The organism is Pseudarthrobacter sp. MDT1-56, assembly GCF_059383555.1.
This window is the reverse complement of sequence record NZ_JBWZCK010000005.1, coordinates 96,597-120,564: the sequence shown is the minus strand read 5'-3', so window position 1 is coordinate 120,564 and position 23,968 is coordinate 96,597. Positions and strand designations below refer to the sequence as shown.

The 23,968-nt window shown below is 67.3% G+C and carries 23 protein-coding genes; 7 read left to right on the top strand and 16 right to left on the bottom strand.

Going from position 1 to position 23,968, the window contains the following annotated elements; genetic code table 11:
* Positions 1-13: 13 nt before the first annotated feature.
* Positions 14-589, bottom strand: coding sequence for a helix-turn-helix domain-containing protein (locus tag AC50YC_RS08860; protein ID WP_056424651.1), 576 nt, complete (start codon positions 587-589; stop codon positions 14-16).
* A gap of 307 nt (positions 590-896) precedes the next feature.
* Between AC50YC_RS08860 and AC50YC_RS08855 the strand changes: the two genes are divergently transcribed.
* Positions 897-2,420 (top strand): sodium:solute symporter family protein, encoded by a 1,524-nt coding sequence (locus AC50YC_RS08855; protein WP_494953166.1) that lies wholly within the window; start codon positions 897-899, stop codon positions 2,418-2,420.
* 129 nt (positions 2,421-2,549) lie between these two features.
* Here AC50YC_RS08855 and AC50YC_RS08850 read toward each other — a convergent pair whose 3' ends face one another.
* Positions 2,550-2,786 (bottom strand): hypothetical protein, encoded by a 237-nt coding sequence (locus AC50YC_RS08850; RefSeq protein WP_494953165.1) that lies wholly within the window; start codon positions 2,784-2,786, stop codon positions 2,550-2,552.
* A 263-nt stretch (positions 2,787-3,049) separates the two neighbouring features.
* On the opposite strand from AC50YC_RS08850, the gene AC50YC_RS08845 reads away from it, so the two are divergent.
* Positions 3,050-4,216 carry a VIT1/CCC1 transporter family protein gene (locus AC50YC_RS08845; RefSeq protein ID WP_494953164.1) on the top strand — a complete coding sequence of 389 codons (1,167 nt, stop codon included), beginning with the start codon at positions 3,050-3,052 and terminating at the stop codon, positions 4,214-4,216.
* Positions 4,216-5,133 carry a matrixin family metalloprotease gene (locus tag AC50YC_RS08840; RefSeq protein ID WP_494953163.1) on the top strand — a complete coding sequence of 306 codons (918 nt, stop codon included), beginning with the start codon at positions 4,216-4,218 and terminating at the stop codon, positions 5,131-5,133. The genes AC50YC_RS08845 and AC50YC_RS08840 overlap by 1 nt, the downstream gene beginning before the upstream one ends.
* Before the next feature lie 4 nt (positions 5,134-5,137).
* On the opposite strand, the gene AC50YC_RS08835 is transcribed toward AC50YC_RS08840, so the two are convergent.
* Both AC50YC_RS08835 and AC50YC_RS08830 read right to left on the bottom strand, forming a co-directional pair.
* Entirely contained in the window at positions 5,138-6,271 is a 1,134-nt protein-coding gene (locus AC50YC_RS08835) for an LOG family protein (protein WP_494953162.1), read from the bottom strand.
* Between the two features lie 9 nt (positions 6,272-6,280).
* Entirely contained in the window at positions 6,281-6,781 is a 501-nt protein-coding gene (locus AC50YC_RS08830) for an SRPBCC family protein (RefSeq protein ID WP_494953161.1), read from the bottom strand.
* A 53-nt stretch (positions 6,782-6,834) separates the two neighbouring features.
* Between AC50YC_RS08830 and AC50YC_RS08825 the strand changes: the two genes are divergently transcribed.
* The 3 genes from AC50YC_RS08825 (at position 6,835) to iolB (ending at position 9,510) form a co-directional block, all read left to right on the top strand.
* The gene (locus tag AC50YC_RS08825; protein WP_494953160.1) at positions 6,835-7,623 is read left to right on the top strand and encodes a gamma-glutamyl-gamma-aminobutyrate hydrolase family protein; all 789 of its coding nucleotides are present in this window, start codon (positions 6,835-6,837) and stop codon (positions 7,621-7,623) included.
* Positions 7,624-7,754: 131 nt separating this feature from the next.
* Complete coding sequence (locus AC50YC_RS08820; protein ID WP_494953159.1) at positions 7,755-8,495, top strand: GntR family transcriptional regulator; 741 nt, start codon at positions 7,755-7,757, stop codon at positions 8,493-8,495.
* 118 nt (positions 8,496-8,613) lie between these two features.
* Positions 8,614-9,510 (top strand): 5-deoxy-glucuronate isomerase, encoded by an 897-nt coding sequence (iolB, locus tag AC50YC_RS08815; protein WP_494953158.1) that lies wholly within the window; start codon positions 8,614-8,616, stop codon positions 9,508-9,510.
* A 127-nt stretch (positions 9,511-9,637) separates the two neighbouring features.
* On the opposite strand, the gene AC50YC_RS08810 is transcribed toward iolB, so the two are convergent.
* The 7 genes from AC50YC_RS08810 to AC50YC_RS08780 all read right to left on the bottom strand — a co-directional run bounded on the left by AC50YC_RS08810 (position 9,638) and on the right by AC50YC_RS08780 (position 17,252).
* Positions 9,638-10,672, bottom strand: coding sequence for a Gfo/Idh/MocA family oxidoreductase (locus AC50YC_RS08810; protein ID WP_494953157.1), 1,035 nt, complete (start codon positions 10,670-10,672; stop codon positions 9,638-9,640).
* On the bottom strand, positions 10,669-11,463 hold the full coding sequence (locus AC50YC_RS08805) for a TIM barrel protein (RefSeq protein ID WP_494953156.1): 795 nt from the start codon (positions 11,461-11,463) through the stop codon (positions 10,669-10,671). Before AC50YC_RS08805 ends, AC50YC_RS08810 begins: the two co-directional genes overlap by 4 nt.
* A complete protein-coding gene (locus AC50YC_RS08800; protein ID WP_494953155.1) occupies positions 11,463-12,566 on the bottom strand; it encodes a Gfo/Idh/MocA family oxidoreductase in 1,104 nt (367 codons plus the stop codon). The genes AC50YC_RS08805 and AC50YC_RS08800 overlap by 1 nt, the downstream gene beginning before the upstream one ends.
* Before the next feature lie 166 nt (positions 12,567-12,732).
* Complete coding sequence (locus AC50YC_RS08795; RefSeq protein WP_494953154.1) at positions 12,733-13,647, bottom strand: ATP-binding cassette domain-containing protein; 915 nt, start codon at positions 13,645-13,647, stop codon at positions 12,733-12,735.
* A gap of 13 nt (positions 13,648-13,660) precedes the next feature.
* Complete coding sequence (locus AC50YC_RS08790) at positions 13,661-14,710, bottom strand: ABC transporter permease (RefSeq protein ID WP_494953153.1); 1,050 nt, start codon at positions 14,708-14,710, stop codon at positions 13,661-13,663.
* Positions 14,711-14,762: 52 nt separating this feature from the next.
* Positions 14,763-15,758, bottom strand: a complete 996-nt coding sequence (locus AC50YC_RS08785) for a substrate-binding domain-containing protein (RefSeq protein ID WP_494953152.1) — start codon at positions 15,756-15,758, stop codon at positions 14,763-14,765.
* A gap of 258 nt (positions 15,759-16,016) precedes the next feature.
* A complete protein-coding gene (locus tag AC50YC_RS08780) occupies positions 16,017-17,252 on the bottom strand; it encodes an MFS transporter (RefSeq protein WP_494953151.1) in 1,236 nt (411 codons plus the stop codon).
* A gap of 171 nt (positions 17,253-17,423) precedes the next feature.
* Between AC50YC_RS08780 and AC50YC_RS08775 the strand changes: the two genes are divergently transcribed.
* Positions 17,424-17,873 (top strand): MarR family winged helix-turn-helix transcriptional regulator, encoded by a 450-nt coding sequence (locus AC50YC_RS08775; protein WP_494953150.1) that lies wholly within the window; start codon positions 17,424-17,426, stop codon positions 17,871-17,873.
* A 78-nt stretch (positions 17,874-17,951) separates the two neighbouring features.
* Here AC50YC_RS08775 and AC50YC_RS08770 read toward each other — a convergent pair whose 3' ends face one another.
* From AC50YC_RS08770 to AC50YC_RS08750, 5 genes are all read right to left on the bottom strand, one after another.
* Positions 17,952-19,403, bottom strand: a complete 1,452-nt coding sequence (locus tag AC50YC_RS08770; RefSeq protein ID WP_494953149.1) for a sugar porter family MFS transporter — start codon at positions 19,401-19,403, stop codon at positions 17,952-17,954.
* A 10-nt stretch (positions 19,404-19,413) separates the two neighbouring features.
* Positions 19,414-20,286, bottom strand: a complete 873-nt coding sequence (locus tag AC50YC_RS08765) for a sugar phosphate isomerase/epimerase family protein (RefSeq protein ID WP_494953148.1) — start codon at positions 20,284-20,286, stop codon at positions 19,414-19,416.
* Between the two features lie 86 nt (positions 20,287-20,372).
* Complete coding sequence (locus AC50YC_RS08760; protein WP_494953147.1) at positions 20,373-21,386, bottom strand: Gfo/Idh/MocA family protein; 1,014 nt, start codon at positions 21,384-21,386, stop codon at positions 20,373-20,375.
* Between the two features lie 27 nt (positions 21,387-21,413).
* Positions 21,414-22,325: a sugar phosphate isomerase/epimerase family protein gene (locus AC50YC_RS08755; protein ID WP_494953146.1), complete on the bottom strand. Its 912-nt coding sequence runs from the start codon at positions 22,323-22,325 to the stop codon at positions 21,414-21,416.
* Positions 22,326-22,417: 92 nt separating this feature from the next.
* A complete protein-coding gene (locus tag AC50YC_RS08750) occupies positions 22,418-23,929 on the bottom strand; it encodes a CoA-acylating methylmalonate-semialdehyde dehydrogenase (RefSeq protein ID WP_494953145.1) in 1,512 nt (503 codons plus the stop codon).
* Positions 23,930-23,968 lie beyond the last annotated feature (39 nt).

Sequence of the window (23,968 nt, the reverse complement as noted above, 5' to 3'; positions counted from 1 at the left end):
AAGGCCCGGAAACCTAGCGGCTCGCGGCGGGGACCAGCACCCAGAGGACCTCGACGGCGTCGTCCGTCGGGTTGACCCAGGTGTGCGGCTCGCGGCCCGGGAAGGTCACGGTGTCACCGGTGTGGAGCTCGAATTCCTCGTTGGTGAGGATCAGCCGGATGCTGCCTTTGACCACGTGCAGCACGTCGACGTCGCAGTCCACGGCATACAGTTCCGATTCACCGCGGCCGCGGGGCTCGATCACGGCCTGGATGATCTGGACGCGGCGCTCCGAGCGGGCGGTCAGCAGCCGCTCCACGATCCCTTCGCCGCCCAGCGAGATCCGCGGGCCTTCGTTCTTCTTGGTGAGATGCGTTTCCGGGGCGGCAAAGAGGTCGCCGATCGAGATGGAGAGCACCTGGCACAGCGTCACCAGGGACGCGACCGAGGGTGAGGTAAGGTCCCGCTCGACCCGGCTCAGGAAGCCCTTGGTCAGCCCGGTGGCGTCGGCCACCTGCTCGATGGTGAGCCGCTGCGACTGCCGGGCGGCACGGATCCGGGAACCGATAGCAACGGGAACGTTGCTCGGTTCAACTGGTAGAGCCTTCATTTTGGAACCTTTCACGGCCGGCCGCTTGGCCCCATCGTTGGAGCAATACTAGCGGGACGGCGTCCTACGGAGGCCGGATCCACCCGCGCCGCGTAATGCGTCTTGACTGTTACCCGGGTCACAACATACTGTTTGGCAACAAGCGTTGCCTATAGGGCAATTATCGCCACGTGGATGCGGTGGAACCACCCTGTTCAGGGCTCCCACCGGCAACCCGTCTCCGTACCCGTCATGGAGCACCTGACCCGGCACCCTCTCGAGTCCCGGCCGGTTCAGCCCTGCTCCGAACAGCTCCGAGGAGCCCTCAATGGACGCAAGTTTCGTCAACATCGCCATCGTGGTGGTGTATTTGATCGCCATGCTGGCGTTCGGGTGGTGGGGTAAATCCCGCACCAAGAACAACAGCGACTTCCTGGTGGCCGGCCGCCGCCTCGGCCCGTTCCTCTACACCGGGACCATGGCCGCCGTCGTGCTCGGTGGCGCCTCCACCGTAGGCGGCGTCGGCCTGGGCTACAAGTTCGGCATCTCCGGCATGTGGCTCGTGGTCGCGATCGGCGCCGGCGTGCTGCTGCTCAGCCTGCTTTTCGCCAGCACCATCCAGAAACTCAAGATCTACACCGTGTCCCAAATGCTGAGCCTGCGGTACGGCAGCAACGCCACCCAGACCTCGGGCATCGTGATGCTCGCCTACACGCTGATGCTCTGCGCCACCTCCACCGGCGCCTATGCCACCATTTTTGTGGTCCTCTTCGGCTGGGACCGCGCCCTCGCCATCGCCATCGGCGGCGCGATCGTCCTGGTTTACTCGACCATCGGCGGCATGTGGTCGATCACCCTGGCCGACCAGGTCCAGTTCGTCATCAAGACGATCGGCATCTTCTTCCTGATGCTGCCGTTTACGCTCAACGCCGCCGGTGGCTTTGAGGGCATCCGTGCCCGCGTCGACGCCAGCTTCTTCCAGATCGACGGCATCGGGATCCAGACGATCATCACCTACTTCGTCGTCTACACCCTGGGCCTGCTGATCGGCCAGGACATCTGGCAGCGCGTATTCACCGCCAAGACCCCCACGGTCGCCCGCTGGGGCGGCGCCACGGCCGGCATCTACTGCATCCTCTACGGTGCGGCCGGCGCCCTGATCGGCCTCGGCGCCCGTGTTGCGCTGCCGGATATCGACGTCAAGGCGCTCGGCAAGGACGTGGTCTACGCCGAGGTCGCCACCAACCTGCTGCCGATCGGCGTCGGCGGCCTGGTGCTCGCCGCGGCCGTCGCCGCCATGATGTCCACCGCCTCCGGCGCCCTAATCGCCGCCGCCACTGTGGCCCGCGCAGATGTCCTGCCGTTCGTCGCCAGCTGGTTCGGCAAGGACATCAACACCGATGACACGGATAACCCGGAGCACGACGTCAAGGCCAACCGCATGTGGGTCCTGGGCCTCGGCATCGTCGCGATCGTCATCGCCATCATCACCAAGGACGTCGTCGCGGCGCTCACCATCGCCTACGACATCCTCGTCGGCGGCCTCCTCGTCGCCATCCTCGGCGGGCTCCTCTGGAAGCGCGGCACCGGTGTCGCCGCGGCTGCCTCCATGGCCGTGGGCTCGGTCATCACCCTCGGCACCATGATCATCCTGGAGATCAACGCCGAGGTCCCGCTGGACGGCATCTACGCCAACGAACCGATCTACTACGGCCTGCTGGCCTCCGCAGTGGTCTACATCGCGGTGTCATTGCTGACCAAGCCGACAGATCCTGCCGTCATGGCCAACTGGCACCGCCGGGTAGCCGGCGGCGCTGCCGAGGAAGAACAGGTCCCGGTCCTGACCCACTAAGGTCCTGACCCACTAGGGTCCTGACCCACTAAGGTCCTGACCCGCCAGGTCCTGACAGCGAGTTAAAGGTCGACGGCGGCGCTCCCACCGAGGGGGCGCCGCCGTCGACCTTTTAAGCCGCTGGGTGCATCATTCATTTTCCTCAGGCTCAAGGAATTCTTCTCCGTCCAGGGGCACCACGGGCGTCTCGTCACCGAGGAAGTCCTCCTCGTCCAGGGGAACGAGCCGATCGGCCTCTTCGAGAAGCTCCTCTTCCTCGGACTCCCCGCCATCACTCACGGGCGCGTCCTCGGCGTAGTCGTACGCGGGATCGGACTCGAGGGAATCCCGGGCCGGCTGGATGGGGCGTGAGCCGATGTTGTCCATGATGCAACCTCCGTGTGACTGGGGTGGCGGCAGGGGCCCCGAAGAGCCCGCCCTGGGTTTCATTCGAACACCGCGAGCCGGGGCGGTCAAGGTCTCCCCCCGGGCAGGACTCCGGCTGCTGTGACTGCCTCCGCGGCGCAGGCGTTTTTTACGGTTTGCCTAAACTCTGCCCTAAGGATGGCCAGCCGAAAATCCGCGGAAAGACGGGGTACGCTGGATACGCAATGGGGCCGAACCATGCCCTTTCCAGCCCAGGAGCTTCCGTGTCCCAGCACGCCACATCTGATTCGTTCGACCACGAACCCCTCGAACCCCACCGGCCCGAACCCCTCCACGCGGCGCCCGCCACGACACCCGGCCCCGGGGACATCAAGAGGTGGCGGCAGTACCTCGCCGACGAACGGGCCGAAGCAGCCGTCTACCGCGACCTGGCCCAGAACCGCCGCGGCGAGGAGCGCGAGATCCTGCTCGCCCTGGCCGAAGCCGAGGGACGCCACGAGGCGCACTGGCTCCAACTGCTCGGCGACCACGCCGGCCGGCCCCGCCCCGCCTCGCTCCGCAGCCAGCTCTTGGGCTTCCTGGCCCGCCACTTCGGCTCGGTGTTCGTCCTGGCCCTCGCCCAGCGGGCCGAAAGCCGATCGCCGTACGCCACCGACCCCACCGCCACCCCGGCCATGGTCGCCGACGAACAGATCCACGAGGAAGTCGTACGCGGGCTCGCCACCCGGGGCCGCAACCGGCTGGCAGGTACCTTCCGCGCGGCCGTCTTTGGCGCCAACGACGGGCTGGTCAGTAACCTGTCCCTCGTGATGGGCATGGCCGCCTCCGGCGTGGCCAGTTCCGTGGTTCTCCTCAGCGGCGTGTTCGGGCTGCTGGCCGGGGCACTGTCCATGGGCGCCGGTGAGTTCATCTCCGTGCGCTCCCAGCGCGAACTCCTCGCGGCAACCCGTCCCACCCAGATCACCCTGGCCGCGGCGCCCTCGCTGGATATCGAACACAATGAGCTGCTGCTGGTGTACCTGGCCCGCGGCATGTCCCGGGAGGCCGCCGAGCACCGCGTCGCGGAGCGGATGGGTTTGCTCGACTGCGATTGCGATCCCAGCCTTTCGCTGCAGCCGGAACTTCCGGAAGCCCGTGACGAGCACGAAGCCGTCGGGACCGCCTGGGGGGCGGCGGCGTCGAGCTTCTGCTTCTTCGCCTCCGGCGCGATCGTGCCGATCATCCCCTTCCTCTTCGGCATAACCGGCCTCCTGGCCCTGGTGTTGTCCGCCGTCCTGGTGGGGCTGGCACTCCTAGTCACCGGCGGCGTCGTCGGATTGCTCTCCGGCACCTCCCCCACGTCCCGCGGCTTCCGGCAGCTGGCCATCGGCATGGGCGCCGCAGGCGCCACTTACCTGCTGGGTCTGGCCCTCGGCGCGGCAATCGCCTAGTGGACGGTCCTGAGTTTCGGGACCGGACAGCACGGCACAGCCGCTCCCGCACCGCGTGGCGGATCGTCCGCGGCCTCGCCGCCGCCGCCCTGATCGCCGGCGCCACGTTCCTGGCCGCCGGCCTCATCTACGGGGATCCGCGGTTCGACGGGCTCTTCGAAGTCAGCCGCGCCCCCGGGCCAGGCCAGGCTACGGCAGGCCAGTCGGACCAGCCCGGCCAGCCCGCGGCTGTCGAGGCCGTGCGCACGGACACTCCCCCGCCCGGAGTCGGGGAGCAGGACGAGCCGCTGGGGCGCCCGCAGAAGCCGGCCGTGGCCAGCAGCTCCTACCGGTTCCTGGCCCTGAACGACGACGGCACACCGGTGGGCTATTCGCCGTGCCGTCCGCTGCATTATGTGGTGAACGCGGCGCTGGCTCCGGAGGGCGCCGAGCGGCTGGTCGAGGAAGCGATCGGGACGATATCCCGCGCGACCGGGATCAGGTTCGTCGACGACGGGCCCACCACGGAGCAGCCTTCGCCGTCCCGCGTCCCCTACCAGCAGGACGTCTACGGGGACCGCTGGGCGCCGCTGCTGATCGCGTGGACCACCCCGGAGCAGGCCCCGCAGCTCGCGGGACCGGTGATCGGCACCGGAGGCAGCACCCACTTCAGCTTCGGCAACGGGCCCAAGAGCTTCGTCACCGGCAGCCTGGAACTCGATGCGCCGCAAATCGGCGAGGACCTCAGCCGGACGGACGGGGCCGCGTACGCCACCGCGGTGATCCTGCACGAGCTCAGCCACGTCATGGGCCTGGAGCACGTGGACGACCCTACGCAGCTGATGTACCCCGAGATCGGCACCCCGGATGGTCTGGCCGCCGGGGATCTGAACGGCCTGTACGAGCTGGGCTCGGCGCAGTGCCGCAAGGACCTCTAAGCCCTTAGCGGTCCAGGGCGGCGAGCGCTTCCTCGACGGTGTCCACCAGGAAGATCCGGCTCTCCATCTGCCGTCCGGCGGCGAGGCTCTGCAGCAGGGGCCACGCCGGGTAGCGCCGCAGCCAGTGCTCCTGCCCCACCAGCACCATCGGCATGATGGTCTCCGGGGTGCCGTAGTAGTTCTCGCAGGCATCCTGGAAGACTTCCTGCACGGTGCCCGCCGAACCGGGCAGGAACACAATGCCGCCGTTGCACAGTTCCAGCAGGATGGCCTCGCGGATGGCGTTGGCGAAGTACTTGGCAATGTGGGTGGCGAAGAAATTCGGCGGCTCATGCCCGTAGAACCAGGTGGGGACCCCCAGGGACGGCGTCCCCTCCGGATGGCGTTCGACGACGGCGGCGGCGGACCGCGCCCACGCCGACACGGAGGGAAGGAAACCGGGAACCGCGGCAAGGTCCGCCAGGGCCCGCCGGAAGTCCCTGTCCGGTGCCTCACTCAGGTAGGCGCCAAGGTTGGCACCCTCCATGGCGCCGGGACCGCCGCCGGTGGCAACGACCCGGCCGTCCCTGGCCAGCAACCTCCCCAGCAGCGCGGCCTCCTCGAAAACGGCGGATCCGCGGCTTGCGGCGTGCCCGCCCATCACCCCCACCATGGTCCGGCCGGCGCAAAGTTCCGAGCGGGTCAGGTCATCGAGCGCGTCGCCGATCGAATGGTCGTGCAGGGCCGCGGCCAGGGTCGCGTCCAGGCGGTGGCGCTGTCCCGGCCGGATACTCCACTGGTACACCCTGGCATCGGGGGTGTCCTCGTAGCGCGAGTCGGAGATTCCTGCGTAGAGCTCCTGCGGGGTGTACAGCCCCCCGCGGTACGGGTTGAACGGCACGGCCTCCAGCTTGGGAAAGATGAGGGCGCCGCGGCTGCGTAACGACTCCTCCACGCCGTCGTCGAAGGTGCATCCGAGGAAAATCCCGCCCTGCGCCTGCATGCCCTCCAGCTGTTCCGTCCGTCCGCGCAGGTCCAGCGACTGGGCATGCCAGCCCTGCATGGTCCTGGCCCCGGCCGCGACCAGCCGGTCGAAGCTGTCCAGGCTTTCGACGTCCAGCGTGCGCGGGCTCGGGTGCAGGCTGCGGGCGGCACTCATCGGGCGCGCCTAGTGGTGGTGACCCGGGGCGGAACCGGACCCGCTGCCGGGTGCGGCTTCGGATTTCATGTACGCGTCAAGCTTGGCCAGGGTCTGCTCGATGTTGGCCGGGTGGCGCCGGACGTATCCGGCCAGGCGCAGGAGGATCCTGGCGCGCACTTCCCGTGCGTCCCACTGCTCGGTGACGAGGGTGCCCGGGTTGCCGGCGTCGTCGGCCGCGGGCTCCAAAAGGTAGCGCCAGACGTGGCCGCCGAAGTGCCGCCACGCGATCCGCCGGCCCTCTTCGAACTCGCAGACCGTGTTGAGAATCTTGTAGTCCATCTTGATGTTCATCTCCATGCCAAACTTCGCACCGAGGGCGAGCCGCTCGGGACCGCGCGGCTGGGCACCCTTCACGGTGTCGGAACCGTCGATCACGCTGTGCAGTGCCGGGGTGGCGAGCACCTCGAAGATGGCTTCCGGAGTGGCAGCGATGAAGCGGCTGCGGGACACGAGATATCTGTTGGTCATCCGGCAATCCTAGACCTGCGTTGTGACACAGCAGTTGTGTTGCACAATAAATCATGCAGACTCCGCCCCTCCCCCGCAGCAGCCGTCCCCGCATCGGAATTCCGGTCCGGCTCAGCAGCTCCACGGACCCGGATCCCCGGGTGGCGGAGGCCAATGCGCTCTTCGACTACATCGTGGAACTGGTGCGCGACGGCGGCGGCGAGCCGGTGCTGCTCACCGCGCCCGGAGAGCCGCTTGAGGCGCTCGACGGCGTCGTCCTTCCAGGCGGCGGCGACCTGAACCCCCGGCTCTACGGCGAGGTTCGCGGCGACGACTGCTACGACGTCAGCCAGGCCCAGGACGAACTGGACCTGGCCATGGCGCGGCGGTCGATCGATGCCGGGCTGCCGGTGTTCGGCGTCTGCCGGGGGCACCAGCTGCTCAACGTCCTCTATGGCGGAACGCTGATCCAGGACATGGATCCTGGGACCGTGGCGCACCGGGAGCCCGCACCGGTGCACGGTGCCGGCCCATGGGCCTGGCATGAGGTCGAGGTGCAGGGCGGGAGCAAGGTTGCCGGCCTGTACGGCGGGGTTGGCCCCGGCGGCCATGGAAACGGCGGCAATCTTCCCGCTGTCACGGTCAAGATCGCCTCCGGCCACCACCAGGCCGTGGCGCGGGTGGCCGCTGGGCTCGTGGTGACAGCGGTGGCCGAGGACGGGACGGTGGAGGCGCTGGAGGACCCGGAGCGCTGGGTGGCGTCCGTGCAGTGGCACCCCGAGGCCCTGGAACTCCCGGCCGAAGAACGGCTGGCCCCGTTCCGTGCCTTTGTTGAGGTGTGTCGCAGCTCTCCCCAGGCCTGACCGGCCCTGCTATCATAAACTTAGGCAGTATGTCCTATCAAGCGAACATACGCTGACGAACGTGACCGGCGGCCCTGCCTGGGCCCGGGTCCGGGGCACAAGGGAGCGCTTCAACAGTGGTTATGCAAAAAGTGGCGAATCAACTTAATCTCAACATCGACCGGTCCTCCCCGGTGCCGCTCTACCACCAGGTGGTCCAGGGCATCGAGGCCGCGATCCACGGCGGGGTCCTTCCCCCGGGCAGCCGTCTCGACAACGAGATCGACCTTGCCGCCCAGCTGAACCTCTCCCGGCCCACCATGCGCAAGGCCATGGACGAGCTGGTCCGCTCCGGACTGCTGGTGCGCAAGCGCGGCGTCGGCACCCAGGTGGTCTCCAGCCAGGTCCGGCGCCCCCTCGAACTCTCCAGCCTCTTCGATGATCTCAGCAACAACGGCAGCAAGCCCACCACGGAGGTCTTGAGCTTCTCCCACGATGAGGCCGACGCCGCCACCCGTGCGGCGCTCCAGATTCCTGCCGGCGCGAAGGTGTACCACTTCACCCGGCTCCGGAAGGTCGGCGGAAAACCGCTGGCGCTGATGGAGAACTGGGTCCGCGATGACATCACCCCCATCGACGAAGCGCTCCTGGGCTCACAAGGCCTCTACGCGATCCTCCGCAACGGCGGCGTGAACTTCCGGCTGGCCTCACAGCGGATCGGCGCCATGATCGCCAACGACTACCAGGCGACCCTGCTGGAAACCACCCCCGGCTCGGCCCTCGTCACCATGGAGCGCACCGCCGTGGACGACACCGGGCGCCAGGTGGAGACCGGCCACCACGTCTACCGTGCAGATTCCTACAGCTTCGAAATGACGCTCGTCCAGCGCTAGGCGCCACCAGCACCAGGCGCCACCACCTGCCGTTCGGCGTTGCGCGCCCCGCCCGTGAACACCCCACCCCGTCCACATCCGCGCCTTCCTCCGGCGCGACAACGAAAGGGCAGAACTCATGGCCAACTGGGTCTATCCGCTCGGCACCGCCGCCCAAGGCACCTGGGACGTGTCCCTGGGCACCTCCGATTCCACCCTGGAGGTGGACGGCTGGGCCCACACCGGGCTGAAGGTCGCCACGCTGGGGGCTGCGGCCGCCGTCGAACTTCCCGCCGCGGACGAGGAACGCATCGTGGTCCCGCTCAACGGGTCCTTCACGGTGTCCGTCGACGGCGAGGAGTACCGGCTGGCCGGCCGGGACAGCGTTTTCAGCGGCCCCAGCGACGTCCTTTACACGGGGACCGGCAAGGCTGTGACCATCAGCTCGACCGACGGCGGACGCGTCGCCGTGGCCACCGCCCCGGCCGAAGCTTCCTACCCGACGCGGCTGATCACGGCCGCCGAGACGCCGGTCGAGCTGCGCGGGGCCGGCAACTGCTCCCGCCAGGTCCACAATTTCGGGACCCCCGCCGCGCTGGAGGCGGACCGTTTCATCGTGTGCGAGGTCCTGACGCCGGCCGGCAACTGGTCCTCCTACCCCCCGCATAAGCACGACGAGGAGAAGGACGGCGAGACCAACCTCGAGGAAATCTACTACTTCGAGACCCGGGTGACGCCCGGGGCTCCGGCCCGGCCGGGGGCGGACGATGCGATCGGCTACCAGCGTGTGTACGCCTCGGACGAGCGGCCCATCGATGTCTCCGCGGAGGTGCGGACCGGCGACGTCGTCCTGGTGCCCTACGGCTGGCACGGACCGGCCATGGCGGCCCCGGGCTACGACCTGTACTACCTCAACGTCATGGCGGGCCCCGGCCCGGTCCGCGACTGGCTCATCAGCGACGACCCACACCACGGCTGGATCCGCCAGACCTGGGACGGCCAGGACCTCGACCCGCGGCTGCCCTTCGGCGCCTGACCGCACCGCGCAGTCCAGACAGGGCCGCAGTCCAGACAAAAAACCCCGGGGCCCTTGGGCCCCGGGGTTTTTTTGCAGCTCCACCCCGGTGACGGAACCGGGGTGGAGCGTTCTTTCAGCCGACCACTCAGCCGGCCACGGCCTGGACCACCCGGACCGGCACGCCGGTCGCGAGGGATTCCTGGGCGGCATCCGCCACGCGGGAGGCGGCCACGGCATCCTCCGGTGTGCAGGGGTTGTCCCGGCGGCCCAGGATCAGCTCGACGAAGGCGGCCATCTCGGAACGGTAGGCCGTCTCGAACCGCTCGGCGAAGGTCCGGTGCGGTTCGCCGGCCGGGAACGAGACCCCGGCTTCGGCCGAGGCCAGGGCCGTTTCGTCGTCCAGGCCGACCATGAGCGAACTCCGGGAACCCTGGATTTCCAGCCGCACGTCGTGGCCCGCCCCGTTGTACCGTGTGGCCGAGACGGTTCCCACGGTGCCGTCGTCGAAGGTCACCAGCGCGAGGGCGGTGTCCACGTCGCCGGCCGCGCCGATGGCCGGGTCCCCGTTGTTGGAGCCCCGGGCGTAGACCTCGACGATTTCCCGGCCGGTGAGCCAGCGCAGGATGTCGAAATCGTGGACCGAGCAGTCGCGGAACAGCCCGCCGGAGCTGGCCAGGAACTCGACCGGCGGCGGTGCCATGTCGCAGGTGACGGCGCGCAGTGAGTGGATCCAGCCCAGTTCCCCGGCCTGGTAGGCACGCCGGGCCTCCTGATAGCCGGCGTCGAAGCGGCGCTGGTGGCCGATCTGGACGACGCCGTGCCGGTCCCGGATGTAGTCGAGTACGGGCAGGGCGTCCGCCACGTTGAGGGCCACGGGCTTCTCGCAGAACACCGGGATCCCGGCGTCCACGCCAGCCTTGATCAGCTCCGGGTGGGTCCCGGTTCCGGTGGCGATGACGAGTCCGTCCAGCCCGGAGGCGAGGAGCGCGTTCACCGAGGGCAGGAACCCGGCCCCGAGCCCGGCGGCGACGGCCCGGGCGTGGTCTTCGGCGACGTCCGTGAGCCGGAGCCGGACGTTGATGCCCTGCGGGGTGAGGACGTCGTTGAGCGCGGCGATGTTGTTGGCGTGCATAACGCCGATCCGCCCCACCCCGACCAGTCCGAGAATTACGTCCTTCATACTTCTACTTTCGTGTGTGGTGCCGGCACGGTGAAAGCCGCCCGGAAGGCCGCCAGTGCCGCGTCGCTGTCACCACTGGCCCAGGCTTCCATGCCCACGGTCCCGTCGTAGCCGGCCTCCGCGAGGACCCTGGCGACAGCGGCGTAGTTGATTTCCCCGGTCCCGGGTTCGCAGCGCCCCGGAACATCCGCCACCTGGATTTCGCCGAGGTACGGCAGGGCGCTCCGAACGAGCTCGATCAGGTTCCCCTCCCCCATTTGGGCGTGGTACAGGTCCAGCATGAGCCTGGCGTTCGGGTGCCCGACGGCCTGCACGAGCGCCAGGGTGTCCTTGGCGCGGGCGAGCGGGATGCCGGGGTGGTCGAGGATGGTGTTGAGGTTCTCGAGGCAGAACGTCACCCCGTATTTCTCACCGAGCCTGCCGAGCCGTTCCAGGGTCCTGGCCCCGGTGGTCCACATGTGGCCGCTGGGCCGGTGGACCGGACGGGCCGCCTGGCCGTCGATGAGTTCCGCCGGGTGCACCACCATCCGGCTCACGCCGAGCTCCAGGGCGGTCGGGATGAGCGACTCCGCCGTCCGCACCACCTCGTCCGCTGTGTCGGGATCCACCAGGCTGCCGGCGGTGTAGCCGGTCATGGAGGAAAACACTGCCCCGGTGGCCTTGAGCGCGCCGATGTCCTTGGTCCGCGAATCCCAGAGTTCGACGTCGAAGCCGGCCTCGTGGATCCGGCGCACCCGCTCGGTGAACGGCAGTTCGGTGAAGACCATTTCGGCGCAGACAGCCAGGCGCATCAGAGGACCGCCGTCTCGTTGACGGCACCTGTGTTGACGGCGACCGGAGTGCCGCGCTTGACCGATTCGATGCAGGCCAGCGCCATGGCCAGCGCGCGGCGGGCGTCCGCTGCGCCGGGCGTGAGCGAGTACGCGGCCGACGACGGCGCCGTACCGTCCCGCCGCGCGCGCACGGAATCGGCGAAGTCGACGAGTTCGTCCGTGTAGGCCTGCCGGAAGAGCTCCACGTTTAGCCGCGGCGTATCGGCCGACATCCCGTCGGACGTGTAGCGGCGGGCCGCGGTTTCCGTGGCCCGCCCGGCCTGCACCAGGCCCTTGGAGCCGAAGACTTCCCCGCGGATGTCGTAGCCGTAGAGGGCGCTAAAGTTTGCCTCGGCCACGGCGATGGCACCGTTGCTGTAGCGGATGGTCACGACGGCCGTGTCCAGGAAGCCCTGGTCGCGCAGTCCGGGTTCCACCAACGCATCGGCGATGGCGTAGACCTCCACCGGTTCGGCACCTTCGTTGAACCAATTGAGGGTGTCGAAGTCGTGGATCAGGGTTTCCAGGAAGACGGTCCACGCCGGAACCCTGGCCGCATTGGGAATGCTTCCCGTGCCCGGATCCCTGGTCAGTGAGCGCAGCAGTTGCGGCGTCCCGACGGTGCCGGCGGCGAGGTCCTTTTTGGCGGCCTGGAAGTCCTCCGCGTACCGGCGGTTGAAGCCGATCTGGAAGTGCACGCCGGCGGCCTCCACGGCGGCCAGGGCGGCATCGAGCTCGTCGAGCCCCAGGCCGGCCGGCTTCTCGCAGAACACATGCTTCCCGGCGGCGGCAGCCTGGGCGATCAGCGTGGAGTGGAAGCGCGCCGGGCTTGCGATGATCACGGCATCGATCTCCGGGTCTGCCAAGATGTCGGCGGCGTCGGCCGTCACCTTGCCGGTGCCGAGGACGGAGGCAAGCGCCGCGGCGGACTCCACGTTGGGATCAGCGATGGCCGAAAGCTCGGCGCAGGGGACCCGACGGGCGATGCTCTCGGCGTGGAAGGCGCCCATCCAGCCCGAGCCGATGAGCCCGATCCGCACGGGCTGGGGAAGGTCGGTGGAATCCCGATTCAGGTAAGCCATGGGCTCGTCCTTTCAATTGTTGGCAACGGTGTGAGGGTGGTGCCGGTGCGCGGCCGCGGCTTCCAGGCCTAGCCTCGGCCTTGTCCCGGCAGGAGCTGGACGCTGGAGGCCGGCGCAGGAAGAGCAGGGCCGTGCCCGGTCGGGCGGGCCCTGCTCCCCCTTGCTGTTAGTAGGTCTTGCCGGTGGTCTGGGCCACCCCGGCGACCTCGCTCTGGACTTCCTTGACCACGTCGCCGTGGCCGCCGAGCTGTTCGAGTTCGTGGGCGAGTTCGGCGAGTTCGGCACCGCCGGCCATCTGCGCCGTGAGCTCGTCGAGGGTGATGTCCTTCTTGTCGTAGTAGCCGATCGACTTGCCGCGCTTGAGCAGCAGGAACCGGTCGCCGACGGGGAAAGCGTGGTGCGGGTTGTGGGTGATGAAGATGACGCCGAGGCCGCGGTCACGGGCCTGCAGGATGTAGCGGAGCACGACGCCGGACTGCTTCACGCCCAGCGCGGCGGTGGGCTCGTCCAGGATCAGGACCTTCGCGCCGAAGTACACGGCGCGGGCGATCGCGACGCACTGCCGCTCACCGCCGGAGAGCTGGCCGATGGGCTGCTCCACGTCGCGGAGGTCGATGCCCATCTCGGCGAGTTCCTTGAGCGTGATCTCCTTCATCTTCTCGACGTCCATGCTCTTGAACGGGCCGAAGCCGGACGTCAGCTCCGAACCGAGGAAGAAGTTCCGCCAGATCGGCATCAACGGCACCACCGCGAGGTCCTGGTAGACGGTGGCGATGCCGGCGTCCAGGGCGTCGCGGGGCGAGGAGAATTTGCGTTCCTCGCCCATAATGTTCAGGACCCCGGCGTCGTGCTGGTGCAGGCCGGCGATGATCTTGATCAGCGTGGACTTGCCCGCGCCGTTATCGCCCAGGACGCAGGTTACGCGGCCGTTGTCCACGGCCATCGTGACATCACTGAGGGCGATGATGTTGCCGTAGTGCTTTCCGACGCCCTCGAGGGAGAGCAGGTGCACGGGGGTGTGGGTGAGGGGGTCTGTTTCGTTCTGCAGCAATGTTTGCTGGTCGATCTCTTTGGCATTCATTTCCCGGTGCCCCTTACTTGAGTTCCGCGCGGCGCTTGACGATGAGGTTGACGATGGTGGCCAGCAGCAGCATCAGGCCCAGGAAGAACTTGAACCAGTCCGGGTTCCACTGCGCGTAAACGATGCCCTTGTTGGCCATACCGAAGATGAACGCGCCGATCGCGCCGCCAATGGCCGAGCCGTAGCCGCCGGTCAGGAGGCAGCCGCCGATGACCGCGGCGATGATGTAGAGGAACTCGTTGCCCACACCCTCACCGGACTGCACGGTGTCGAAGGCGAAGAGGTTGTGCATGCCCAGGATCCAGCCGCAGAACCCCACACCCATGAACAGGCCGATCTTGGTGGCCTTGACCGGAACACCCACGGCACGGGCGGCGTTCTCGTCACCGCCGACGGCGAAGATCCAGTTCCCCACCCGGGTCCGCATCAGCACCCAGGTGGCCACCGCGACGAGCGCGAACCAGATGAACACCGTGATCTTGACGTCGACGCCGCCGATGGTCACCGAGGAGGCGAACACCGCCCGGGCCGAGTCGAAGCCGTCCATGGCGGAGATGGATGGGGAGGACACCGAGCCGCCGATCAGGCGGGTCAGGCCCAGGTTCAGCCCGGTCAGCATCAGGAAGGTCGCCAGGGTCACAATGAAGGACGGCAGCTTAGTCTTCATCAGGATCCAGCCGTTGATGTAGCCGATTCCCACGGACACCACCAGGGCCAAGAGGACACCGACCCAGACGTTCGCGCTGAAGTACCAGCTGAACATCGACGCCGTCAGCGCCGACGAGATCACCGCGACGCCAGTGGAAAGGTCGAACTCCCCGCCAATCATCAGCAAGGACACCCCCACCGCCATGATCCCGATCGTGGAACTGCCGTACAGGATGGTGGCCAGGGCATTGGGCTGGGTAAACGTCGGGGAAATCGCCGCGAAGAAGACGAAGAGGACGATCGCACCCACCAGGGCGCCGACCTCGGGACGTCCGAGAAGCTTCTGGAACGGGCTGCGCTTGGCGACGCGCTCATCCGGCGCCGGTGACTTTGTCTTTGTCTGGGTCATGGTCATGATAGATCTCCTTGCTGCCGGGCCGGTGTGAGCCGGCCCGGCCAGCGGGCTGTTAGCGGATACCCTGCTCGGCGAACTTCAGGACATCGGCCGCATTTGACTTGTCGACGAGGCTCGGTCCGGTGAGGACCGCCTGGCCGCCGCCGACACTGAATCCGCCGCGCTTGTTCTGCCACAGCGCATCAACCGCGCCGTAGCCCTGCAGCCACGGCTGCTGGTCCACGGTGAACAGAACTGCACCATCCACGATCTTCTTGGCGAGATCTGCGTTCAGGTCGAAACTTGCAACCTTGGCAGAGCTGCCGGCGTCCGTGACCGATTTGAGGAGAGTCAGGGTGATGGGGGCACCGAGGCCGATGATGACGTCGGCGTCCTTGGTAGCCTGGAGCTTGGCCGTCGCGGTGGACTGGACGGAAGTCATGTCCTTGCCCTCGACGTAGAGGATCTCCGTTCCAGGCACCTTCGCCTTGACACCGGCGCAGCGCGCTTCAAGTCCGACGTGGCCCTGCTCCTGGATCACGCAGACCGGGCGTTTGAAGTTCTCCGCCGCGAGCCGCGTACCGACGGCCTGTCCGGCGAGCTGCTCGTTGGAACCGAAGTGCGTGAAAGCCCCCAGCTGGGTGGCGACAGACTCGCCGGCGTTGAGGCTGACGACCGGGATGCCCGCGTCGGTAGCCTTCTTCAGGGCGTCTTTTAGGGCTTCGGGCTTGGCGAGCGTGACTGCGATGCCGTCGACCTTCTGATCGATAGCCTGCTGGATCAGCTGGGCCTGACGCCCGGCTTCGGGATCGGACGTGTAGAGGAGCTCAACGTTGTCCTTCACCGATGCCTCCTCGGCACCCTTGCGAACGATGTCCCAGAAGGTGTCCCCTGCTGCGGCGTGGGTGATCAGAGCGATCTTCATCCGCTCCGTTGTGGCGACCTGGCCGCCGCCAGCCGCGTTGCCGGAATCCGCGGGTTTGCCGCCGGCGCTTGAACATGCACTCATTGCCAGCATCGGCACAACCGCCGCCACCAAGGTCGCCTTGCGCCAGGAAAATTTAACCATCGTGAATCTCCTTTGATTTCAGCTCCGGGCTGCTACCTTGCAGCCGCCGGAATAATGCCTACTTCGATCATGGTGACTTAGCTCACCCATGTCAATAGTTTGTCCTGACATTAGAATGTAATCACGTAATTATGGTGATTACCGGCGTAAAGAACCACGATGTTCCGGGCGCTTCCAGGGTGGCCGCGGCCCAAGAGCGACGACGACGGCAGCCCGGGGGCCGCCGTCGTCGTTAGTTCCACCATGCCATCGTGGCCGCTAGGCCCGCTGGAGTTCCACGCTTTCCCGCTCGCTGTCTGCACCGGCGACGCCGGTTCCGGTCGTGCCGCCGGGGCGTCCGGCGTCGGGCCGCTTCGCAGCGGCCGCCGCGAACACCATGACCCCCAGACCCAGCAGGGTGATCCCGGCCCCGGCCCAGATGGGTGAGGTGTAGCCCAGGCCGGCGGTGATGGTCACGCCGCCCATCCACGCGCCGAGCGCGTTGCCCACATTGAAGGCTCCGATGTTGGCGCCGGACGCCAGGGTGGGGGCGGTCGTGGCGTACTTCATGACGCGCATCTGCAGCCCGGGGACCGTGGCGAAGCCGAAGCCGCCCAGCAGCACCATGGAGGCGATGGTCATCGGCTGGTTGCCCGCGGTGAGGGCGAAGACCACGAGGACGACCACCAGCACGGCGAGCGCCACGAGCAGGGTGCGGTCCACGTTCCGGTCCGCCGCCTTGCCGCCCACAGTGTTGCCGATGAAGAGGCCCACGCCGAAGAGGATGAGCAGCCACGGGACGGTGGAGGCGGAGAACCCGGTGACCTCGGTGAGGGTGAAGGCGATGTAGGTGAAGGCGCCGAACATGCCGCCGTAGCCCAGGATGGTGACCAGGATGGAGAGCCAGACCTGCCCGGAGCGGAAGGCGCGGAGCTCCCCGCGCAGGCCGCCGGGGGCTACCTCCCCTGACCCTGTTTTGGGGACCAGGGTCAAAATGCCCACGAGGGAAATGATGCCGATGCCGGTGATCGCCCAGAAGGTGGACCGCCAGCCGGCGGCCTGTCCCAGCATGGTGCCGAAAGGAACGCCCAGGACGTTGGCCGCCGTGAGCCCGGTGAACATAATGGCGATCGCGCCGGCTTTTTTGGTGGGGGCGACCATGCTGGCGGCGACCACCGCGCCGATGCCGAAGAAGGCGCCGTGCGCGAGCGCGGCGATGATGCGGCCGATCATCATCAGCGAATAGTCGGGCGCAATGGCGGAGACCAGGTTGCCGGCGATGAACAGCACCATCAGCACGGCCAGGACGGGCTTGCGCTCGAAGCGCGTCACGGCGGCGGTCAGGAGCAGGGCCCCGACGACGACGGCGAGCGCGTAGCCGGAGATGAGCCAGCCCGCCGTGGCCTCGCTGACCTGGAAGTCTGCGGCCACCTCAGGCAGCAGGCCCATGATGACGAACTCGGTGAGTCCGATCCCGAATCCGCCGAGGGCGAGTGCTATCAGGCCGATTGGCATGGTGGAGCTCCTTCAAAACTGTACGGAAAGAAATGCGAAGCGTAAGCTATTAGTTGCAGACGCGTTATTTATTGTTGCACAAGCAACTATACCGCGCAAACAACTAATTTGTGGGCTGTCTGCGTTCCGGAGCCTTCCGGGGCGGGCGGGCTGATCTGAAGGGAAGAACTGATGGGCATCAAGGACGACGCCGTCGAGGTCCGGGCGCAAGGCTGGCGGACCCTGGCGGCCCTGCACGGACTGATCGAGGCGGAGCTGGAGCGCTCGCTGCAGGCTGTGGCGCAACTGTCCGTCGTGGAGTACACCGTGCTGGATGCGCTGAGCCGCCAGGACGGCTGGCACATGCGGATGCAGCAGCTGGCGCGCGCCACCGCGCTGAGCGCCAGCGCCACCACACGGCTGGTCAACCGGCTGGAGGACCGCGGGCTGTTGACCCGGATCCTGTGTGCCGATGACCGCCGCGGGATCTACACCGAACTCACGCCTAGCGGCATCAAACTGCTGGAAGAGGCCCGGCCCAGCCATGACGCCACGCTGGAGCGGGCGCTGGCCGAGGCGCAGGAGGTGCCGGAACTGGCGCCCCTGGTCTCTGCGCTGCCGACGCTGCACGCGCACGTGTAGCGCCGCCGCCCGGCTACCGGAAACGAACAAAGCCCTGCCCCGCGTGGAAACGCGGGGCAGGGCTTTGTGCTGGTAAGGCTACGCGCTGACGGGCTGCTTGGCCCCAGCGTTCTTGAAGTAGTGCTCCAGGTCTTCCAGGCTTTTGTCCTTGGTTTCCGGGACCACGCGTTTCACCCAGACGATCGCTGCCAGCTGCATGGCCACGAAGATGAAGAACGTCATGGAAACACCGATCCAGGCGACCATCTGCGGGAAGAAGAAACCGATCAGGAAGTTGATCATCCACAGCACGAACACGCAGATGCCCATGCCGATGCCGCGGACGTGCATCGGGAAGATTTCGGACATCGTCAGCCAGGTCACGGTGCCGATGCAGGACTGCATGGAGGCCAGGAAGGTCACCATGAACAGCAGCACCAGATAGCCGCGGAGCGTGCTTTCCGGGATCAGCATCGAAATGAGGCCGATGGCCAGCAGCGAGGACGACGTCCCGATCAGGCCGACGATCAGCATGGACTTTCGACGGACCCGTGTCATCAGGGACATGCCTACGATGACGGCGACCACCGAGGTGACGCCGTTGACCACGTTGGCAATCAGTGCGCCCTGATCCCCGAAGCCTGAGCTGGAAAGTATCGAGGTTCCGTAGTACATGATGGCGTTGACGCCGCTGATCTGGTTGATGACCGCCATGCCCAGACCCACCACAAAGATCCTGCGGATCCACGGCACCGTGAGGTCGCGGAACGTTCCGAGCTTGGATTGGTAGTCCTCCCGGGCCGCCTGCCGCACCTCATCGAATTCCGTTGAGACATCAGCCGAGGCGCGGGTCTTGCGCAGGACTTCGAGAACCTCGCCGAAGCGTCCGGCCGATGCCAGCCAGCGGGGGCTTTCAGGCAGGACCAGCATTCCGAACCAGAGCACCACGGCCGGAAGGGTGGCGATGACCAGCATCCAGCGCCACACATGGGAGGCCTCGGGGAAGGCGTTGCCCAGGACGGCGTTGAACGTAAAGGCCAGGAACTGCCCCGTGACGATCATGAGCTCGTTCTGCGTGACGATCCGCCCGCGTTGGGCAGCCGGCGACATTTCCGCGAGGTACACGGGCACGATCACCGAAGCCCCGCCGACGGCCAGGCCAAGGACGGTCCGGGCCAGCACCAGCAGCTCCGTTGTGGGGGCGAGGGAACAAGCGACGGTGGAGACGGCGAAGATGAGTGCCAACGCCATGATGGTCTTGCGGCGGCCGAAACGGTCGGACAGCCGGCCGGCGGTAATGGCACCGAAGGCCGCACCGAACAGCAGGGTCGAGGTGACCAGGCCTTCAGTCAGCGGCGTCAGCCCGAGGTCGCGCTGCATGAACGGCAGGGCGCCGTTGATGACGCCGGTGTCGTAGCCGAAGAGCAGGCCGCCGAAGGTCGAGAACAGCGCGACCCGCCGCATGTATCCCTTGGGATTCGCGGGAGCACCGCCGGGGCCGCCCCCGGTCCGCGTGGAAGTGCTGGTGAGGGTGTTTTCTGTTTTCTGCATAGGGCGGCCGCTACCGTGCTTTTTCGATGTAGTTGTTCATCGTGTCCAGCTGGTAGCGGGAGACCTCGGCGGCGTTGTCGTCCTCGGCGAAGACGCTGGAGACCATCACGGTGTCCTCCCGGTCGAGGAAGCCGATTTCCTTGAGACCGCCGAAGAACTCGTCCCAGTTGACGTCGCCGTCGCCGATTTTCAGGTGCTGGTGCACCCGGACCGGGTTGCCGGGCGGGTTGGTGATGTAGCGCAGCCCGTGCGAGGCGTGGTGGTCCATGGTGTCGGCGACGTGGACCAGGCGGAGCTTGTCCCCCGCGGCACGCATGATGTCCAGCGGCGCGTTCTGCATGTGGAAACTGTGCGAGGCTACGTAGACCAGGCCGACGTTCTTGGAGTTCAGCCCGCGGATCACCCGGATCGCGGCCAGGCCCTCCTCGACGAAGTCGTCCGGGTGCGGGTCGATCAGCAGGTCGATGCCTTCCCGCTCGATGATCGGCAGCAGTTCCTCCATGGAGCGGTAGAACGCGCGCTCGGATTCCTCGGCCTTTTCCGGGCGTCCGCTGAATTCGGTGTTCATGGTGCTGACGCCGAGGTCCACGGCGATCTGGATGGCACGCTTCCAGTAGCGGACGGCCGCTTCGCGGGCATCCTCGTCCGGGCCGGACCAGCGCAGCACCGGCAGCACCGAGGCGATTTCGATCCCGGCGTCCTTGCAGGCCTTGGCCAGCTGGCCCACCAGTTCGTCATCGGCCTTGGGGTGGTTGTAGAACGGGATGAGGTCGGCGTGCGGGGTCATCTGCATGTACTTGTAGCCGAGGTCCGCCACCACCCGGGGAAATTCGAGCAGGCTGTGCGAGTGGTGGAAGGGCGTTGGATCAAGTGCGATTTTCACTTCAAAACTCTCCATGGTGGATCAGTCAGGTTGTGCGTGGGACCGGACGGAACGGGAAGGAGGCCGGAACCTCCTTCCCGTTCTTCCTAGTTGTAAAGGGCGGGCTTGGCGTTCAGCTTCACGGCGACCTTTTCGCCGTTCTTCTGCGCCTCGACGCCGGCCTCGCAGCAGGCGGCGGTGGCGTACCCGTCCCAGGCCGTCGGGCCGCCGATTTCACCGCGCAGGGCGGCGTCCACCCAGGACTGGATTTCGACGTCGTACGCGGCACCGAAGCGTTCCTCGAAGCCGGGGGTGACGTTTCCGCCCCAGCGGCCGTTGCTGCGGGTGTACGGGCCCTGGTCCCCGCCGATGCTGACGATGCCGTCCTCGAAGGAGGCCTGCGTGGCCACCTCGTAGCCGAACTTGGCGTTGACGTAGATTTCGACGTCGGCCAGTACACCGGATTCGGTCTCGATCAGCACGTGCTGCGGGTCGTGCTGGCCGGCCGGGGCGTTCCGGGTGGCCTTGCCGAGGCGGACCTGGACGGAGGTGATTTCCTCGCCGGTGAAGTAGCGGATCGCGTCGAATTCGTGGACCACGGAGTCGTTGATCAGCATCTCGTTGGTGAAGCCGGCGGGCGTGGTCGGGTTGCGGTGCTGGTGGTGCAGCATCAGCAGCTCGCCGAGTTCGGAGCTCCGGATAATGTCGCCGAGGGCGGCGTATTCGGCGTCGAAGCGGCGCATGAAGCCGACCTGGATGCGCTGGTGGCCCAGCTGTTCCTCGGCCTGGACGATCTTCCAGGCAGACGCGGCGTCCGGGGTGAGCGGCTTTTCGCAGAGGATCGGGATGTCCTTGGCGATCGCCTTGAGCAGGATGTCCTCGTGCAGGAAGCCCGGGGTGGCGATCAGCACGGCGTTGACGTCGCCGTTGTTGAGGGCCTCGTCGGCGTCGGCCAGGGCGACTGCGCCCGGGATGCCTTCGATGGCGGCCTGCGCGCGGGCGAGGTCGACGTCGACGACGGCGGCAACTTCCGCGCCGTGGATGCGGGTGTTGAGCCGCTGGATGTGGTCTGCGCCCATACGGCCGGCGCCGATGACAGCAACGCGGAGGGTCTTGGTCATGGTCTTGTCCTCAGTTCTGGTTGACGTCTAGTTGACGGCGGTGCGGGAGCCGCAGGAAAGCAGGTAGTTGCGGGTGCGTTTGGCGATCGGCATCGGGACGTCGAAGGCTACGGGGTACATGTCCTGTTCCACGATGCCAAAGATTGGCCGGTTCAGCGCCTCGACGGCGTCGATGACGGCACGCAGGTCCGGCAGGCCGTTCGGCGGTTCGGTCATCACACCGGCCAGGTTCGCGGCGGCCCAGGTCATGTTCTCCTCGTTGACCTTCCTGAGGATGTCCGGGTTGATCTGTTTGAGGTGCAGGTAGCCGATCCGGTCCGGGTAGTTCTTGATCAGCTCCAGGCTGGAAGCGCCGCAGTACTCGGCGTGCCCGGTGTCCAGGCACAGATTGAGGTACTTGCTGTCCGTGGCGGCGAGCAGGGTCTCGATATCCTCCTGCGCGCCGACGTGGGAGTCCGCGTGGGAGTGGAACTGCTGCTTCAGGCCGAAGTCCTCCAGCAGGGTCTTGCCGAGGCGGTTGTGCCCGGCGAAGAGGTCGGCCCAGGCCTTGTCGGTGAGCTCGCCGCTTTCCACCGCCTCGCCGGTGACGTCGTCGCGCCACATCGCGGGGATGACCACGATGTGTTCCCCGCCCATCGCGGCGGTGAGTTCGGCGACCCGGCGGGCCGGTTCCCAGGCGGTGTCCCACTGGTCCAAGCCGCGGTGGAAAGCGGTGAAGACGGTGCCGGCCGTGATCTGCAGGTCGCGGGCCTTGAGCTCCTCGGCGAGCCGTGCGGGGTCGGTAGGGAGGTAGCCGTAGGGGCCGAGTTCGATCCACTTGTAGCCGGATTCGGCGACTTCGTCGAGGAACCGTTCCCACGGGGTCTGCTTGGGATCATCCGCGAACCAGACGCCCCAGGAGTCCGGCGCGGTGCCGATGATCAGCTTGTTCTCAGTCATTGCCATTCCTTTTCATCGATTGCTCCGCAGGTGCCGTTTTGGACGCTCAAAACGGCGGTTACGGAGCAGTCGATGGTGGGTAGTAGGGTCGCCTAGTTGGACGGGAAGTTGTAGGAGGCGCCGGAGGCGTGGGTGGGTTCGGGCCAGCGTGAGGTGACCACCTTGCCTCGGGTGTAGAAGGACACACCCTCGGGACCGTACATGTGCTTGTCGCCGAAGAGTGAGGCCTTCCAGCCGCCGAAGGAGTGGTACGCCACCGGCACAGGCAGCGGCACGTTGATGCCGATCATGCCCACGGTGACGGAGCGCTGGAACTTGCGGGCGTTGGCGCCGGAGGAGGTGAAGATGGCGGTGCCGTTGCCGTAGGGGTTGGCGTTGATCAGCGCGATGCCGGCGTCCAGGTCCTCGACGCGGACGACGACGAGGACGGGTCCGAAGATTTCCTCGCTGTAGGCGGTCATTTCGGTTTTGACGTGGTCCAGGACGGTGGGGCCGACCCAGAAGCCGTCCTCGTGGCCGGGGACGACGAGGTCGCGGCCGTCCACCACCAGCGCGGCTCCGGCGGCTTCCGCTTGGGTGACGATCTTCACGATGCGGTCTTTGGAGGCCGGGGTGATGACCGGGCCCATTTCGGCGTCGGGGACGGTGCCGTTGTTGACCTTGACGGCGAGGGCGCGCTCTTCGACCTTCTTGACCAGCAGGTCGGCGGCCTCGCCGACGGCGACGGCGACCGAGATGGCCATGCAGCGTTCCCCGGCGGAGCCGAAGGCGGCGGCGGCGAGGTGGTCGGCGGCGTTGTCGAGATCGGCGTCGGGCATGATGATGGCGTGGTTCTTCGCCCCGCCCAGGGCCTGGACGCGCTTGCCGTGTTTGGTGGCGGTCTGGTGGACGTACTGGGCGATCGGGGTGGAGCCGACGAAGGAGATGCCGTCCACGTCCGGGTGGGTGAGGAGGCCCTCGACGGTTTCCTTGTCACCGTGCAGGACCTGGAAGACGCCGTCGGGCAGGCCCGCGTCCTTCCACAGCGTGGCCAGCAGCATCGAGGCGGAGGGGTCCCGCTCGGAGGGCTTGAGAATGAAGGCGTTGCCCGTGGCGATCGCCATCGGCGCCATCCAGAGCGGCACCATGACAGGGAAGTTGAACGGGGTGATGCCGGCGACGACGCCGAGCGGTTCGCGGAAGGAGAAGACGTCGATGCCGGTGGAGACCTGGTCCGAATAGTCGCCCTTGAGCAGCTGCGGGATGCCGCAGGCGAATTCGATAACCTCCAGGCCGCGGCCGATCTCGCCCTTGGCGTCGGAGAGGACCTTGCCGTGCTCGGCAGTGATCAGTTCGGCGAGCTCGTCGACGTGGGCGGCGACGAGCTCGCGGAACTTGAACAGCACGGCGGTGCGCTTGGCGAGGGAGATGTCGCCCCAGCTGTCAGCGGCGGCGCGGGCGGCGGCGACGGTGGTGTCCAGGTCCGCCCGGTTGGCCAGCCGCAGCTGCGCGGAGACGGCGCCGGTGGCGGGGTTGTAGACCGGCTGGGTGCGGTCACCTTCGCCGGCGGACTCGGCGCCGTTGATGAAGTGCCGGATGGTCTTGGTGGTGGTGAGGGTGCTCATGGGAATGTCCTTGGGGTTGGTATCTGGGGTGGCTTCGGG

Excerpts from the sequence above, each read along its gene's own strand:
- AC50YC_RS08770 (WP_494953149.1), bottom strand. The coding sequence starts at position 19,403 with ATGCAGAAAACAGAAAACACCCTCACCAGCACTTCCACGCGGACCGGG.
- AC50YC_RS08790 (WP_494953153.1), bottom strand. The coding sequence starts at position 14,710 with ATGACCATGACCCAGACAAAGACAAAGTCACCGGCGCCGGATGAGCGC.
- AC50YC_RS08760 (WP_494953147.1), bottom strand. The coding sequence starts at position 21,386 with ATGACCAAGACCCTCCGCGTTGCTGTCATCGGCGCCGGCCGTATGGGC.
- AC50YC_RS08795 (WP_494953154.1), bottom strand. The coding sequence starts at position 13,647 with ATGAATGCCAAAGAGATCGACCAGCAAACATTGCTGCAGAACGAAACA.
- AC50YC_RS08800 (WP_494953155.1), bottom strand. The coding sequence starts at position 12,566 with ATGGCTTACCTGAATCGGGATTCCACCGACCTTCCCCAGCCCGTGCGG.
- AC50YC_RS08780 (WP_494953151.1), bottom strand. The coding sequence starts at position 17,252 with ATGCCAATCGGCCTGATAGCACTCGCCCTCGGCGGATTCGGGATCGGA.
- AC50YC_RS08750 (WP_494953145.1), bottom strand. The coding sequence starts at position 23,929 with ATGAGCACCCTCACCACCACCAAGACCATCCGGCACTTCATCAACGGC.
- AC50YC_RS08810 (WP_494953157.1), bottom strand. The coding sequence starts at position 10,672 with ATGAAGGACGTAATTCTCGGACTGGTCGGGGTGGGGCGGATCGGCGTT.
- AC50YC_RS08855 (WP_494953166.1), top strand. The coding sequence starts at position 897 with ATGGACGCAAGTTTCGTCAACATCGCCATCGTGGTGGTGTATTTGATC.
- AC50YC_RS08755 (WP_494953146.1), bottom strand. The coding sequence starts at position 22,325 with ATGACTGAGAACAAGCTGATCATCGGCACCGCGCCGGACTCCTGGGGC.
- AC50YC_RS08860 (WP_056424651.1), bottom strand. The coding sequence starts at position 589 with ATGAAGGCTCTACCAGTTGAACCGAGCAACGTTCCCGTTGCTATCGGT.
- AC50YC_RS08850 (WP_494953165.1), bottom strand. The coding sequence starts at position 2,786 with ATGGACAACATCGGCTCACGCCCCATCCAGCCGGCCCGGGATTCCCTC.
- AC50YC_RS08830 (WP_494953161.1), bottom strand. The coding sequence starts at position 6,781 with ATGACCAACAGATATCTCGTGTCCCGCAGCCGCTTCATCGCTGCCACT.
- AC50YC_RS08825 (WP_494953160.1), top strand. The coding sequence starts at position 6,835 with ATGCAGACTCCGCCCCTCCCCCGCAGCAGCCGTCCCCGCATCGGAATT.
- AC50YC_RS08835 (WP_494953162.1), bottom strand. The coding sequence starts at position 6,271 with ATGAGTGCCGCCCGCAGCCTGCACCCGAGCCCGCGCACGCTGGACGTC.
- AC50YC_RS08785 (WP_494953152.1), bottom strand. The coding sequence starts at position 15,758 with ATGGTTAAATTTTCCTGGCGCAAGGCGACCTTGGTGGCGGCGGTTGTG.
- iolB (WP_494953158.1), top strand. The coding sequence starts at position 8,614 with ATGGCCAACTGGGTCTATCCGCTCGGCACCGCCGCCCAAGGCACCTGG.
- AC50YC_RS08775 (WP_494953150.1), top strand. The coding sequence starts at position 17,424 with ATGGGCATCAAGGACGACGCCGTCGAGGTCCGGGCGCAAGGCTGGCGG.
- AC50YC_RS08805 (WP_494953156.1), bottom strand. The coding sequence starts at position 11,463 with ATGCGCCTGGCTGTCTGCGCCGAAATGGTCTTCACCGAACTGCCGTTC.